General features: G+C 54.6%; 12 protein-coding genes and 1 pseudogene. 5 read left to right on the top strand and 8 right to left on the bottom strand.

What is annotated here, in order from left to right; all coding sequences use genetic code 11:
• Positions 1 to 117 precede the first annotated feature (117 nt).
• Positions 118 to 606 (top strand): TIGR00645 family protein, encoded by a 489-nt coding sequence (locus ATH90_RS24675; protein WP_010206662.1) that lies wholly within the window; start codon positions 118 to 120, stop codon positions 604 to 606.
• A gap of 15 nt (positions 607 to 621) precedes the next feature.
• On the opposite strand, the gene ATH90_RS24670 is transcribed toward ATH90_RS24675, so the two are convergent.
• The 7 genes and pseudogenes from ATH90_RS24670 to ATH90_RS24645 all read right to left on the bottom strand — a co-directional run bounded on the left by ATH90_RS24670 (position 622) and on the right by ATH90_RS24645 (position 5,931).
• Positions 622 to 2,055: a glycosyltransferase family 39 protein gene (locus tag ATH90_RS24670; protein WP_098467403.1), complete on the bottom strand. Its 1,434-nt coding sequence runs from the start codon at positions 2,053 to 2,055 to the stop codon at positions 622 to 624.
• A 115-nt stretch (positions 2,056 to 2,170) separates the two neighbouring features.
• Positions 2,171 to 3,196 carry a hypothetical protein gene (locus ATH90_RS24665; protein ID WP_098467402.1) on the bottom strand — a complete coding sequence of 342 codons (1,026 nt, stop codon included), beginning with the start codon at positions 3,194 to 3,196 and terminating at the stop codon, positions 2,171 to 2,173.
• Positions 3,197 to 3,308: 112 nt separating this feature from the next.
• A complete protein-coding gene (locus ATH90_RS24660) occupies positions 3,309 to 3,560 on the bottom strand; it encodes a DUF6124 family protein (RefSeq protein WP_098467401.1) in 252 nt (83 codons plus the stop codon).
• A gap of 241 nt (positions 3,561 to 3,801) precedes the next feature.
• The gene (locus tag ATH90_RS29280) at positions 3,802 to 4,008 is read right to left on the bottom strand and encodes a hypothetical protein (RefSeq protein ID WP_141537520.1); all 207 of its coding nucleotides are present in this window, start codon (positions 4,006 to 4,008) and stop codon (positions 3,802 to 3,804) included.
• Between the two features lie 162 nt (positions 4,009 to 4,170).
• Positions 4,171 to 4,326: pseudogene (locus ATH90_RS29275) on the bottom strand (IS5/IS1182 family transposase); the annotation flags it as partial.
• 26 nt (positions 4,327 to 4,352) lie between these two features.
• Complete coding sequence (locus ATH90_RS24650; RefSeq protein ID WP_098467399.1) at positions 4,353 to 4,826, bottom strand: GIY-YIG nuclease family protein; 474 nt, start codon at positions 4,824 to 4,826, stop codon at positions 4,353 to 4,355.
• Between the two features lie 229 nt (positions 4,827 to 5,055).
• Positions 5,056 to 5,931 (bottom strand): helix-turn-helix transcriptional regulator, encoded by an 876-nt coding sequence (locus tag ATH90_RS24645; RefSeq protein ID WP_098467398.1) that lies wholly within the window; start codon positions 5,929 to 5,931, stop codon positions 5,056 to 5,058.
• Positions 5,932 to 6,184: 253 nt separating this feature from the next.
• Between ATH90_RS24645 and ATH90_RS24640 the strand changes: the two genes are divergently transcribed.
• Genes ATH90_RS24640 through ATH90_RS24625 form a run of 4 tightly spaced genes read left to right on the top strand, consistent with a single transcriptional unit; the run spans position 6,185 to position 11,963 of the window.
• A complete protein-coding gene (locus ATH90_RS24640; protein ID WP_098467397.1) occupies positions 6,185 to 6,982 on the top strand; it encodes a hypothetical protein in 798 nt (265 codons plus the stop codon).
• Between the two features lie 16 nt (positions 6,983 to 6,998).
• Positions 6,999 to 9,956 (top strand): MICOS complex subunit MIC60, encoded by a 2,958-nt coding sequence (locus tag ATH90_RS24635; protein ID WP_141537519.1) that lies wholly within the window; start codon positions 6,999 to 7,001, stop codon positions 9,954 to 9,956.
• Positions 9,957 to 9,964: 8 nt separating this feature from the next.
• Positions 9,965 to 11,386 carry a hypothetical protein gene (locus ATH90_RS24630; protein ID WP_098467395.1) on the top strand — a complete coding sequence of 474 codons (1,422 nt, stop codon included), beginning with the start codon at positions 9,965 to 9,967 and terminating at the stop codon, positions 11,384 to 11,386.
• Positions 11,379 to 11,963: a condensin complex protein MksE gene (locus ATH90_RS24625; RefSeq protein ID WP_098467394.1), complete on the top strand. Its 585-nt coding sequence runs from the start codon at positions 11,379 to 11,381 to the stop codon at positions 11,961 to 11,963. Before ATH90_RS24630 ends, ATH90_RS24625 begins: the two co-directional genes overlap by 8 nt.
• Positions 11,964 to 12,169: 206 nt before the next feature.
• On the opposite strand, the gene ATH90_RS24620 is transcribed toward ATH90_RS24625, so the two are convergent.
• Entirely contained in the window at positions 12,170 to 14,038 is a 1,869-nt protein-coding gene (locus ATH90_RS24620; RefSeq protein WP_098467393.1) for a DUF2075 domain-containing protein, read from the bottom strand.
• Between the last annotated feature and the right edge of the window lie 23 nt (positions 14,039 to 14,061).

Below are 14,061 nucleotides of genomic sequence, written 5' to 3'. Positions count from 1 at the left end.
ACACTAGCAGAAAAATTCCCTTACAGATGCCGCCCACGTCAGTTTTCTCGTGGTTACAGGTGACTTGTAGCGGCTGGTATACTCGCCGCCATTTCTAGCCAAGCTGTGTGAGATCCAATGGAACGCTTTATCGAAAATGCTATGTACGCCTCGCGCTGGCTGCTGGCGCCGATCTATTTCGGCTTGTCCCTGGGGTTGCTGGCGCTGGCGCTGAAATTCTTCCAGGAAGTGATTCACCTGCTGCCGAGTGTGTTCTCGATGGCCGAGTCCGAGCTGATCCTGGTGCTGCTGTCGTTGATCGACATGGCCCTGGTCGGTGGCTTGCTGGTGATGGTGATGATCTCCGGCTACGAGAACTTCGTCTCGCAGCTGGATATCGATGACAACAAAGAGAAGCTCAACTGGCTGGGCACCATGGACTCTTCGTCGTTGAAGATGAAAGTGGCGGCCTCCATCGTGGCGATTTCGTCCATCCACTTGCTGCGCATCTTCATGGACGCCAAGAACGTCGATCCGCAGCACTTGATGTGGTACGTGATCATCCACATGACCTTCGTGGTCTCGGCATTTGCCATGGGTTACCTGGACAAGGTCACCAAGCACTGATGCCCTGCGCCAGCCTTACTGCTCCACGAAGGCGTAAGGCTGGCGATTGATCGACATCTGCTTGAACACCTTCACCGGGGTAACCAGGTCGTCGGTAGGGTCCAGCAACGCAACGTTGCCGGGCTTTGCACTGAGGTAACTGTGCAGCTGCGCTTCCGTTTGCAGGATCGGCAAGTAGGCCTGCAGGTAGAACACGCTGGCCCCGGCGATGCGTTCGTTGGGCCGGAACAGCACCACTTCCCTGCCTTCATCTTTCAATGCCTGGACTTGGCTGATCACCGGTACGAACGAGTGACGCACGTCGGCCTTGGGCGCAAACCAGAAGGCCGCGATCAGGTAGCAACCCACGGCCAGGGTGAACACACCGCCCACTACGGGTCTGTGGTGCTTGTGCAATGCGGGTTTGTGGGCCTTCAGCCAGTCCAGCAGTGCCCGTGCATATTCCGCGGCCAGCACGGCGGCGGCGGGCGTGAGTGCCATCAGGTACACAGTGCGTTTGCTCGACGCCAGGGTGAGCAGGGTGAACTGCGCCACCAGCCAGACGCTGAAGAACAGGTGGTAGCGGTTGCGCACCAGGCTTTTACGGAAATGCCACAGGCCCAGGTACACCAGGATATTCCAGGGCAGGAAGGCTTCGGGCAACTTGGCGATGTAGTAGTAGAACGGCTCGTAATGCCCGGCCTCGACAAATGAGCCGCTGAACCGCCCGACGCTGTTGGTCAACAGCACTTCGGCCACCGCCTGCATCCCGCCGCGTTGGTACAGGAAGCCCAGCCAGATGATCAGCGGCACCAACGCCAACAGGGTCAACAGTGCCGGCTTGAGCCAGTCGCCAATGTGCAGGCGCTTGTCCATCAGGCTGGTGCTGGCCAGGTACACAAAAATCACAATGCCCGGCATCGCCAACCCCAGCACGCCTTTACTGAGGGTGGCGATCACCATCCCCGCCGTAAACAGTGCCCATGCGCCTACGCTGGAGCCTTGACGATCTGGCCGCACGGCCTGATAGAACGCCAGCAGCGCAGCGGTCACGCCGAGGGTGAGCAGTGAGTCCTCACCCACGCCGCGTACATTGCTCCAGTAGCTGGCCATGGTTGCCAGGATCAAGGCCGCGCTGAACGCCAGTGTTTGCGACCGCCCAAACCTTCGCAGCATGGCGTAGAGCAGCATCACGCTCAACAATCCGGCAAACGCCGACGCCAGGCGCACAGCCCAGGTGGTGCCGCCGAAGAGGCGAATCGCCCCGGCGTCGATCCACAGGCTCAGGGGCGGCTTTTCCAGGAAGGGCTCCCGAAACAACTGGGGCACCACCCAGTTATTGTCCAGGTGCATGGCCATGGCGATCCCGGCGACGCGGGCCTCGGTGGAGCCTTGCAGCTCATGGTTACCCAGGGCAAAGAAGAACAACAGACCAGCAAGCAGGAGCAGCAGGGGGGCGGGACGCGTCATGAATGGGGCTACCAAGGCAGGAGGACCGTCCGGGGGAACGGTCATTGCAATGGGCTAGTATCCGTTGGTGTTTCTGAATATTTCGTGAATGGATGTTGGATTTTTGTAAGGTCGATCAGGGAGCCATCAAGCTAGGCAGTGCGGCTTGACCTTGCGGGCTCAGCACGGGCTGCAGTTGCTCCCAAGTGAAGCTCAGCTCGTTATCGCAGCCATCGCCCTGAGCGGGTGTCGACAGTTGCAGCCCTTGGGTGTTGAAGCTCAAGTCGAACGAGGAATAGCTGGTCACGGCTGGGCATCCTTCGTCCGTGGTGGTCTGCTTGGCCAACCAGGTGCTGAAAGCGGCCGGCAGTTTGACCTGGCCCGAATAGGGCGTGTCCCATTGCTCATGGCCGCCCAGCCACGTCCAGGGATCGACCTTTTCGCCGGTTTGCAGGTTCCAACTGTGCAGACCCCAACTGATACCCCCGCGCCCGTAGCCTGCCGACCAGCGATAGAAACGCACGGTGATCCAGTGCGATGACCAGTAGAACGGTTCCACTGTGATCTCGCTGGTCGCGGTGCCGCCGCTCTGGTCCAGTGAATTGCGCCGTTCTCGGTAGAACTCGGCCTGGCCTTGCGGGTTGATCGCCAGGCGTGCGAGGTCGCGATTGATCTTGTCGAGGGCCGCCCCGTCGCCTTCCAGTTTCAGGATGACCTGCCCACCTTGGGTCTTCACTTGATAGGCGTGCTCGGCGAAGGTCTTCCTCTCGACTTTTACCGCAGGCGGCAGGGCTTCAAGCGCGTTGTTGTAGGTGTCGCTGGCGCACCCATCGGAGTCTGCACGGTTGAGCACCAACGCCAGGCTTTTACCGCCCAAGGCTTTGCTCCAGGTGCCGGTCAACCTGTCGCCCTGCGGATCGTCCAACTGCCAGAAACCCGTTTGTCCGTCTTCCACCCACGGCTCACTGGCATTGGCCTGGGTCAGCTGAATGGGCGTGAGAATACGTTGGTAGTAGTAACTTCCATTCGCACCGTGGGCACCGTTGAAACACGCGGTGATCGCGGATTTACCCAGGGTACCCGTCCAGACACCGGCCAGGTCGGCGGCGGTTGCGAGCACAGGGGCGCAGGCGAGGGTGAGAACGGCGAGGGGCTTGAGCACGGGTATCGGACTTCCGGTTGTCTGATAGAGGAGAGCAGGGTAATCGCAAGTGTGGCGGGATTCCAGACGCACAAACAAAGGCCGAGTCGCTGAACGCGTCTCGGCCTTTTTGTTACTGGAATGTTTGTGTGTCTTGGGTGAGGACCAGCACTCGCTCGACCAGCAGTTCGCCCAGCACGACCAGTTGTTGGGTGGCCAGCAGCTTGTGACGGTGGGCGCCTTCGAGTTCGAAAGCCAGGTCGGTGGTCATGGCGTTGAGCGAGGCGAGGGTTTCGCTGGCTTGGATTAGTAGGGCTTCGGAGGTGACGTCCGGAGCGATAGTGAAGAGGGTTGCGGAGGGGGGATTGGGGGTGATCTTTTTCATGATTAAGCTCCCACACTGTTTAAGGAGCTGCCGCCCCCTGCTGTCAAACAGGAATGGGTGGCAGCTGTACGCGGGTTGACAGACCGGAAGTGTAGGAACCCGGCGCACCCGAAGATGCCCCACGCACAGCCGCCATGAACGAGGCGGAGTGCGTCAAGCATGCCGTCTTATCAAGGGGTGTGAAAGGTTACACTTTTCGGCCTGTCAAAGCCGGTCGCTGATGAGCAGCGACTGTGGGAAGTTAGCGTTGTGGCGCGGATTGCGCCAGTTCATCAATGGCGCGGTAGCTTGAAGGAAAATTCTGAAGGTTCATCCTGTCGGGTTTTCCAAACCCTAAAAACAACAAAACCCGCGCTAGGCGGGTTTTGTTGATGCTTGGAATTGCCGGGGTAATTTGAAACAAGGCGGTATCTAGTTGTTTTGGCTGGTAAACAAAATGTTTGGTCAACTTGCTTGGAATACCAGTTGGAACGCTGTGTGGACTGGATTCCGATGGACGGTGCTTTTTCAGCTCCGCCCCCTAAAACGAATCGGAGCCGAATCTATCAAGCAGATGGTCGCGCTGTTGATTGTTGCCCTTGGGCTCGCAGGTCAGGGGCTCATAGGCTCCGTACGAGAAGAGGTGTCGCAAAAACCGCATGGAACAAGCCAGCGATACCCTAGCTGCATAGCTTTTCGCGAGCTTGTCCAAGCGTGTCACGATCCGGCGGTTCTCCTTCTCCCAGCCAAACATGCGCTCGATGATGTTGCGCTGTCGATACTTGGGCCAGATCAAACAGTCTGGCTATGCTGTTACTGCCGCCAGTAGTAGCCCGAACACTCATGCTGAAGTGCGTCAGGAAAGTCCCAATTCCTGACCAGAAAGCGCTCAGAACCTTCCATTGCGCAGTCGATATGCACGCGGTTCAGAGCTGGTTTGTGAGCAGCGACTAAGATCGACTCTACGAAACGGATTTCTTGTGGCATGAGTTTCTGGTTGCAGTCTGGGGTGCCAAGTGCGACGGACAGGTTGGCGTGGTACCAAAATCGCCCTTTTAGGTGTTCACCTAGCCGATCTCGAAAGGACCGGCCACTCTCCGTCTCCTTCGTTTCGCCGATGTACAGAAGCACGTCAGGGCCGTAAACGGGATGGCGCCCATAGACGCAATAGAACCCGTTTCCATCCATATCGCCGTTCCCAGGAGGGATGTACGTCTGCTTTTGGGCGTCATATTGGAGCTTGGTCCGTTCGGTCCAGTAAATATCGACAATGGTCAACTCGGTCATGAGGCTATCTCGGTAGATTGCAGCTGCATCGGGATCTCGCTTGCAAGGGGCGCGGGTTTTCCAATCTGGATCAGGCCGACATGTGAGAGGATCTAACAGAGCAACTCCCCCGGGGTACAATCGCCGCTGACGCGGATGCGCCTCCAGATCGACGGATTGAGTTGCATCTGCTCCAGTTAGATGTGCAGGGTGTAGAGAATCGGCGGCGTGACCACGTATTTACCTTTGCTCAGTGGTACAGCCAAGGCTGCAGCTCATCCAGGTTGGCGACGACAATCTGCTGCGCTGTCGCCTTGGCATGCACTTTGGTTGGGTCGATCTGATAGCGCTGCAGCACGTATTGCACTAGTGAGCCACGGGTTTCGATTGGCAGTCGGCCATCCCGCATGCCGTAGTCGGCCTCGATGATGGCGCGTTGTTCCGGTTTCAGACGCGAGTCGGGTTCGATGATCACCTGCAGCAAGGTGGTCCAGCCCGGATCACTCTCGCGGCCGTGGTCTGTAGGATCATCCATCAGATCCGGTATGCCGCGGAATCGGCTCAGAACGAAGTCGCGATAATCCCGATTCTTCTCGCAATAGGCCCGCACGTGCCAGCGCATTCCGGTGTAAACCAAGGTGTGCGGGGCGATCAGGCGAGTTTCGCCACCGGGGCTGGTGAAGGACACATACTCGCACTCCAGGCGCAGACCATCCCGGCAGGCTTTTAGCAGCGGACGCAGCACTTCCGGCCGTACCGAGCGATCCGGCACTGCTAATACCTCTGTGTGTGCATAAGCAAGTGCCAGACCCTCGATGTGTGGGGCGCGCTCATGGTTCTGGTTGAGAAGGTGCAGATAGGCACTGGCGCTGTCATCGATGAACAGCGGTTGGAAGCGGCGGCTTGGGACGTATCCCTTCAAATGCTTGTCATATTCGAGGTTCTTCGGCGCATGTTCGTTGATGTAGGTGTTGATGTCCTTCGACGCTTGTTGACGGCTGATGCCGAAGCTCTGCATCAGGTGATTGGTGGTCAGGCGGCCTTCCCACCAGACCACTGTCTCGATCAGACGATAGCGCAGTGCTAGATCCCAACGTATGGACTCGATCGACTGCTTGCGTTTCATGGTCCCTCCATCTGTTCGAAAACTTTACCTGTACAGGTAAACACTCTAGATGAGTCGCTAAAGATTACATATCGTGATTGCCGAACTCAATCAAAGGCTTGCATAGTGCGGAGTGGCCGCTTGATCGCAGCAGTACGGGCGCTTGATCAGAATGGAGCGGGAGGCCAAGCGGATGCATCCTCACGAAGGAGGGCGTTTTTCATTGAGCCCGGCCGTAACTTCTTGAATGTTTACAGCTCTACAAGGAAGTCCAATGTCATCTGTCATTTATCGCTACCTTGACAAGATTCAATCTAGGCAGCCCATCAATTTTGATGCACTGATTGCCAAGCTTTTGGCTGCTGGCGTGGCACGTGCAGATATCAGTCGAATATTTTTTTCCAAGAAGCTTAAAAAAAATAGTTATCACGTCGAAGTGCTTCTTTCGGCTGCATTCGATGAGCTCTTGATGAGGTTCAGGCCTTCTGATGTTGGGGGGCGAGTCGGTGCTGCTATAGACGGCAACAGTCATCGAATTGGTGTCTCCGAGTCGCTACTGATGTTTCGCTCTTTTCAGCACCGGCATCCGGCTGTTGCGGTGACTGAGGCTGGGTCTTGGGTGCTGCCGCGCGTGTTGGGCAAGGTGGGAGTTATTGTCGAGAATCTGGAGAACTTCCTTCGAGTCGATGAAACGCTGCCATTCATTGCTGAAATTTTGGCTGTTACTGCTAGTGATATTGAGTTGATTTCCGGTTCGGGCAACCAGGTGACTAACAGGCTGAATGCAAAAATGTTAGGTCAGTTCGATAGGCTGTATTGCTTGTTTGATGTGGACATTGGGGGGCTACGGATGTTCGCTTCCTTGACCACCTTGCTGCACGACAAGCCCCCCGTATTCCTTGTGCCGCCTGACGTGAGAGAGCGCCTGGCTCAGTCAAAGTACGCGTTGACTGATCAGCAACGCCAAGAGGTAATTAAATATCAGGGGTTATCACCTGAAACAGATCAATTGATCCAGTTTATGCGTGAGACTAGCAAAGTACTTGAGCAAGAAACCTACTTGGGTCAGTAGTATTTGGGGAGCGGCCATGAGCATTGAATCTATGTTTCACGAAACCTTTAAAATGAAGCAGATCGTTTTGATAAATAGCGGGGCATACTGCTATACGAAGGTTCGTATCGACCAACACACAGCCTTGCTCGGCGATAATAATAAGGGTAAGACTTCAATGCTCAATGCATTGAAGTTCTTTCTTTTGCCCGAAGAAAACCTCCACGATTGTGAGAGAAAGTTTGGATTCAAAAGCACAAAAGGCTATTACGGTCGAGATGCGACTTTTGGATTTTATTTTCCCGAGCGAAACTCCTTCATGGTTCTTGAAGCGGAAAACCCGCATGGTCCGTTTTGTATCATCCTTAACGTGGGAACCAAGCAATACAGCTATGAGCGTACTGCTGTGCCAGTGCAATATTCGGAAATCGAGCACCTGTTCTGGAATCATGAATCTAGCCTCAATGGAGGGATGGGCGCACCAATTGAAGAGTTGTCGAGATCACAGATTGAACTGCCCCTGAAAAGGCTAGGCGCTGTTGTGATCAAGGATGTAGCTAATATCAAGGAGCGAATTTACAAGCACCAGCCGACACGCCCTGATGCCGGACGCTTTTGTCTGCTGCCGCTCAAGAGTGGGGGGGGGCAGGCTCGCGAGATTGATGCCTGGAAGCGCCTGATCCACCTGGCCTTTGACATTGCAGCCAAAGACAAACGTACTCTGCCGGACACCATCGCCACGATTATTGAAGGCAGAAAGGATCGTACGGAGGCTGAGCTGAACGTCAACCTCATCGAAATTCTGTCGCGCTATGAAACCCTGAGCTCGGTAAAAAATCGGCTCCAGATGATTCGTAACGGACAGCCGTACTGGGACCGTTTCAATCAAGGCTTCGCAGATTTTTATGCTCAAAGTTCGGATCTGATGAACTTATTGTGTGACGTTGAGCAGAGCATCAACGAGCAGGGCTCTGCCTACCTCGACGTTCGCATGCAGTGCTCTGCGAACTACAGTGCGGTCAAAGAAGGTGCTGACCATCAGCGTGAGCAGGCGATTAGCAAAAATACCCAGCTCAAGGAGCTAAAAGGCGCAATCGGCGAGATTAGGAAGAACTACGACCGGATCAAGAAGGATTCCATCGACCTCTCAACGGCAATGCATGGCTACGCGTCTATGACCCCGGAAGAGATTGCTGCGGCACTGGCGGCGCAGGTCGAGGAGGATCGAGCCGACATTAAGGCTCTGAAGGACGATGGCGAGTTTCGCCGTGAGTTCGAGCAGTTAACGCGCGAAATCAACAAAGGCAGCCAGAAGGTCAAAGACCTTGAAATCCTTATTGAAGGTGCGAGGCCATCACTCCTGGATCTGGATCAGATCCCCAGCCGCACAGCGGACATCCTCTACTCGCTGAACCAGGAGGTCTTCACCGGCGAGTGCCCGCCATTGCTCGAGGGCAATATTGAGACGATCAGTGATTTCACCGCGCTTTTTAATGAGCTGGATGGCTCGCTCACGTTTCTGAGCAGACCGACTCCAGTCCCGGTTAAACACTACGATGCTGGAAAGCTGCTACAGAGCCGTAAGGACGAATTGGCATCTGTTGGAAAGCGCCTTACCCAGCAAAAGCGCCGCGCCAATGATCTTGCCAATAAGACGAAAATGTCAGTCGAGCAGATCGAAGCCACTATTGCTGCTAAGCAGGCTCAGATCGAGAAGGATGAACGCAACATTGCTCTTCTGAAACGCCATGAGTTCATTGAACAGGAGTTCGTGCGGCTTGGGCAGGAGCACGGCGAGACCACCGAGCAGTACGCAATTCTTGAGGCTCGTTGTCTTGAGCTCAACCAGCAGCTCGACGAGGCCAACCGTCTGGTTGATCAGGCCAGGACGGCATTAGAGGCCGCCAAGGAGCGTGAACAATCCATGCTCCGCTGGGGTAGGACAGTCAACGACATCCTGCATTCCCGTCTGGAGTACTTGAATACCGGTTACCAGCGTGCAGAGCGGCAGGAGATCGTGGTCACTCAGGATTTGATGGATACCATCGAAAGTCGCAGCCAAGCCACCACCCGTAGTTTTAACCAGATCAAGTTGCTGGTATCCGATCTGTTGGATGTGGTGGCTCTTGACGATGATGCCGAGCATGCCCATCGCAGCGCCATCAGCCTAGAAACGCTAACCAATTTGCATGAGAAGTACCGGGTTCTTTACGGTCGTCTCGATATGGAGGAGAGCAACCATTTCAACCAAGTGGTTCAGCATAACGACGACACGATGATCCAGATTCAGTCGATCAGGCACGCGCGCACCCTGATCAGCACCTTTATCAAGGAGATCGAGAATCACCTGTCGTCAATCAAGGTATCCAACCTCACGGCTGTGGCTATCGACTGCAAGCTCCATCCCCAGTTTGATGAGTTGCTGAAGACCGTAGATTCGGTGAATCTGACCGGTGGTGAGCTACCACCACAAGTCCTCTACGACCGTCTGGGGAGTTTCTGCACTCAGTTCGTCGAGTCCGATCAACGTCGCGATGCCACCCTAAACATGGCTCGCCTGATTGTCAGCGTCGATTACCGCGTCAAGCTTCACGGCAGTGACGAGTTCACTGTAGAAGCGCAATCAACCGGCACTTCAGTGATGATTAACTGCCGCCTGCTGGCTTTCCTGCTCAAAGAGTTGCTGCAAGCCGACACCAAGGTCAGCTTGCCGCTGTTCATCGATGAGCTATCCAATCTTGATGATAAGAATCTGCGCTCTGCCCGCGACATCGCCGACGCGGATGGCTTCTGTGTGTTCGGGGCCACGCCTGGCCTGACCTCCGGTATCAGCAAAGTGCTGGGCAACTACATGAATCTCGACTACTTCAACGCAACTGACCAGTCCTACAGCCCGAACCGGACGATTCTTTATACCGGAGTAAGTGAGTCATTGATCGCCCTGGAGTGCCTTGAGGCTGTCGAGCCGGATCTTGCTGCCGAAATGGAAGAGTAGAGGATCTGATGGTCGTCAAAACAGACGTTGCACTGATCAACATGATCCAGAACAAGGGGGTTTTCCTTGATCTGATTGACCACATGGATAAAGTTGGTGAAGGCGAGGAAGTACGCATTGTCATGTACCAGCAGAAGTTACGCGCCCTGCTGGACTCTGTAGCACCGTTACCTAATACGCGGGTTTTACGTGAGGTGCCGGCCGAGCGGCGCAAACTAGAAAGTGCTCTTTGTGTTGAAAATCTTGAGCGTGTTGGGCTAGTCATTCAGGTAGACAGCGCTCGTGGCGTGATGGTTTTTGCCCCCTTCGTGATCGAGATGTTCCGTCACTTCGACGGAGCGCGTCTGCGTCATTTGAACAGTGCTGATTATGAGTTGATCCGGGCCTCGTTCAATCGACTATACGAAGTGTTTGTCACTCTGCCCTCCCTGAGCAATGAAGATATCGGTTTTCAGGAGCAGGTGAGCGTGCTGCGCAAGGAGATACGCGCTGCAACCGCCAAGATGAAGGAGTGTGTGGATGCGCTACAGGGCCGGCTCCAGCGACTCGGTGAGATCGTCGATCGGATGCGCTATGACGTAATTGATGAGGTGGCTAAGGCTCAGGAAGCCTTGGGGGAGATCAACAACATCTATCTACGCAACATCCTGCCTGCTTTGCAGTTTCTGGGGGAGCACACTGACCTGAAGGGGACTAAGCCTGCTCTTACAGCACTGACCTGCATCGGCGATCAACTGGCTCACTATGGTCACGACAAGCTGGCCAGCTCGGTTTATTACTCCGTCGAGTCGATTCGCTCATACCGGCATGACATTTCGATCATCAGCGGTTCGTTGATGCGCTATGTCCAGCAGAGTGAGGCGCACCGTCGTGCCTATGACAAGATCGAACAGGCTTGGAATCGTCTCTATGGCAGCGTGCGTGAGCTGCATGATGGGAGTTTGAAGGACAATATTTTGCCCAGCACGCACCCTGTCTTCGCCCATCTGAACACCTACTCCGGGCTGAAAATGCGAGTGTTCGAAGCAAAAGTTGAGTGGCCAGACGCTAATCAGCGCTTGGCGCTGGCAGAGCATCTGCGCGCAACGCTGCCCAACATCAAGATCAGCACCGGGAAGATTCACCAGCTCAGCGGGCAGGCCAACGAGTCGGGCGAGCTCAAGCGTCGGCGCGATGCTCGCTTGTTGGCCATCGGTAATCTGGTCGAGGAGTGGGAGCCACGGCTTACCGATGACGCCCATGTCGCCATGCATGAACACCTGAAAGGCCGACTTAAAGGGTACGAGTTGACTGATCTTTTAATATCGGTGGGCTGGCTGCGCAAGCGAGAAGGAATTTGCCTCATCCCGCACTACCATATCGGCAACCTCGCAACTGACTGCGAGAGCCTGAGGTACTACAAGCTACAAGTGGAGACTGAACATGTTTGACCACGAACCTTCGCTGCCGATTGCACAGGCCAAAGTGATTAATCGAAAGCTGTCTGTAGAGCTCTATGGTCAGCTCATGTACGGAAAGATGATCAACCGCACCGTCTTTATTGATGGTGGCTTGAAGTCAAATCCGTACTTCGAGGAGGTACTGAATAATTTCGATCATTACCGCAGTTTCTACGATCTGATTGGGTACGAGCTGGTCATGCGTGATGGCTTTGCCTACATCCGCACCAGTGATGGTATTGATGCCAGAGATGATCTAGCACGCAACATCCAAGGCCTGCTGCTGGTGCTGTTTCGGGGAGCATTGGAGTTGGGATTCACAATGGACGTGCTGCTGAAAGACTCGGCGGGTCTGTCAAACATCCATATCGAAGAAATCGGCAAGGCGGAGGATAAGGTTGAGGTTTTGATAGCGTGTGGGATGAAAAGCGGTATGTTAATGGAGCACATCAAGAAGCTCGAAACACGAGCCATTGCTTACCGTAACGGAAGGGGGAATTTAGTCTTATCTGAATCAGGCGCCGCTTTTTTTGATGATCTCCTTGGTGAAGGCGATCTCGACGTTTAGGGTGAGCTGACCCCAGAGAGGTACGTATGCCAGGGAAATTGGGCGCAACTCAATCCTTGGGTATATGGCCATGCCTACATTGCTGCCGCATCAGTGGGTGCCGACCTGACTTACGTAAGGCGAGTTGGGTGGACGCTTACGATTATCGCCCCTGTGCGTACGATGTCCCCACTCACATGAACAGGGGCTTCTAGCAAACGATAGCGTCAATGATTGCTGTGCTGGCTAAGCCGACTCTCGAAGTATTGCGTAGTCTCTTTGTCGGTGCAGTACAGGTAGCAACCCTTCATCCCGCGTGTCATCAGAGTTCGATAGGTATTTTTGATGATCAGGTCTGTTTCATTTTTCGCGAGGGTAGGTTGCTCTTTCATCATTTTTTTCCAGCCGCGAGTCGATTTATCATGCTTGTCGCGCTCATCTGGGGATGTCACTACCTTACCGTCACGTACAACTAGGTCTGGCCCGATGATCACCCCGATGTAGTCCACTTCCAAACCTTGGCAGGTATGAATGCAGCCAACCTGCTCGATGGAGTTCTCAGCGATGATCCATAGGCTGCCGTCCTGATCCAGGTTCCATTGGCGTTTGTAGTCACCAATGACGATGTCAGCGGCGGTGGGGTCTTTCTTGCTCAACCAAGGCCAGCAATAGCCCGCGACCACACGAGCTTTGTTTCCGTGGTTTTTCTCGTTGATTGCTTCATGCATCGCCTGAGGTGAGTCGAACACCTTAAACTCGTACTCTTGAGTCTCAAGCGTCGGATTTGCCGTCGAGCGAATGCCTAGCGTGTCATCCAGCCATGCTAGGTAACCGTCAGAACCACTGCAGCGAAACTGCGAAGACAGCACGTGTTCTTCAACCACAGCACCCTTGGCTTTTGCAAAGGCGCGTATCGCCTGCTTGCTGCCGATATCCCTCAAGGTTACACGCTGGTCTTCATCAATGAAGAAAATTGAGCATTTCGCTGAATCAATCAGCTCCTTGATCTGGTTTTCCCCAAGGTTTCCATAAAGCCCGCTTTTCTCATTCAGCCGGTGAGCTTCGTCTACGATAAGCGCATCGAATGTGTTGGGCTCAGTCTCGATGAACGCCCCTGAGCCTGAAAAGAAGTTGGAGAAGTGGCTGCGTTTGACGGTGCCAACCAATTTGCTTTCGTAGACCTTGCGCGGGGCAGCATTCTTGGAGACGTATTTGCTCAACAGCTTCAATTCGGTGAGCCTCACCAGCAGATTGATAGCTAGAACAGTTTTCCCGGTGCCTGGTCCCCCCTCGATGATCAGCACCTTTGGCGTCTGTTCCGAAGCCTCGCTTGCCGCTGCGAGCGCCGACTCGAAAATTGCCTTCTGATCGTCAATCAATACGAACTCAGGCTTGCCTTTCATCAGCCCGCCCAGGGCCTCGGCTAGTGCTTTTGACGGGCGGATTTTTCCATCGGACAGTTCGTAAAGGACCTCTTTGTTGTCGCCGTGAGCAATATGATTTTTCAGAAAGCTTCGGAGCTTGCTGAGCTCTTCAGGGCCTTTCAGAAACAGTGGAGCTTTGCTGATATGAGGCTCGTAGTGCGCTGAGTCTATGATGCCGTCGCTGACGTAGTTATGGAGGTAGGCACACGGGCGGATCTCGATGCTTTTGTTGTACACGGCCTCGTTGAAGCCTTCGAGCAGCGCTGCGTATGACCATACCTGATAGGACGGGTGAATGGTTTCAACGAGGCCGCCACCTAGCGCCGTTTTGACGATGGCATCCTTGGTCGTGGCGTTGGCTTTGCTCCATTGCTTCAATTCGATCAATACAGCTTTTTTTGCTTGGTTTTCGTCGCGACCGGTGAGCAGAAAATCGATCCGTTTCGACGACTGCGGAATGTGCAATTCGATGGCCAAGCCTGCGTCGTTCGGCAAGCCTTCATCTCTAAGGACCTTGGCCATGTACGTAAGGGATCCTTGCCACGACCTGATTTCCGAACTGCCAACGTTCTTGCCGGTAGCTTCCTTGTAGTGCCTGAGGATCACCTCCTCGATGTCATCGTTATCGTTGTCTTTTAGAAATTGCTGTTTGGTCGCAGCGTAAACGATCACGGGCTGTCCTTAGATTCGAGTTG

Source organism: Pseudomonas lurida, from assembly GCF_002563895.1.
GTDB classification, from domain to species: domain Bacteria; phylum Pseudomonadota; class Gammaproteobacteria; order Pseudomonadales; family Pseudomonadaceae; genus Aquipseudomonas; species Aquipseudomonas lurida.
Note: the sequence above shows the minus strand (reverse complement) of the source record. Positions and strands in the feature narration are given on the sequence as shown.

Coding starts and splice junctions, on each gene's coding strand:
- ATH90_RS24645 (WP_098467398.1), bottom strand. CDS start 5,931: ATGAAACGCAAGCAGTCGATCGAGTCCATACGTTGGGATCTAGCACTG.
- ATH90_RS24640 (WP_098467397.1), top strand. CDS start 6,185: ATGTCATCTGTCATTTATCGCTACCTTGACAAGATTCAATCTAGGCAG.
- ATH90_RS24660 (WP_098467401.1), bottom strand. CDS start 3,560: ATGAAAAAGATCACCCCCAATCCCCCCTCCGCAACCCTCTTCACTATC.
- ATH90_RS24625 (WP_098467394.1), top strand. CDS start 11,379: ATGTTTGACCACGAACCTTCGCTGCCGATTGCACAGGCCAAAGTGATT.
- ATH90_RS24675 (WP_010206662.1), top strand. CDS start 118: ATGGAACGCTTTATCGAAAATGCTATGTACGCCTCGCGCTGGCTGCTG.
- ATH90_RS24670 (WP_098467403.1), bottom strand. CDS start 2,055: ATGACGCGTCCCGCCCCCCTGCTGCTCCTGCTTGCTGGTCTGTTGTTC.
- ATH90_RS24650 (WP_098467399.1), bottom strand. CDS start 4,826: ATGACCGAGTTGACCATTGTCGATATTTACTGGACCGAACGGACCAAG.
- ATH90_RS24635 (WP_141537519.1), top strand. CDS start 6,999: ATGAGCATTGAATCTATGTTTCACGAAACCTTTAAAATGAAGCAGATC.
- ATH90_RS24630 (WP_098467395.1), top strand. CDS start 9,965: ATGGTCGTCAAAACAGACGTTGCACTGATCAACATGATCCAGAACAAG.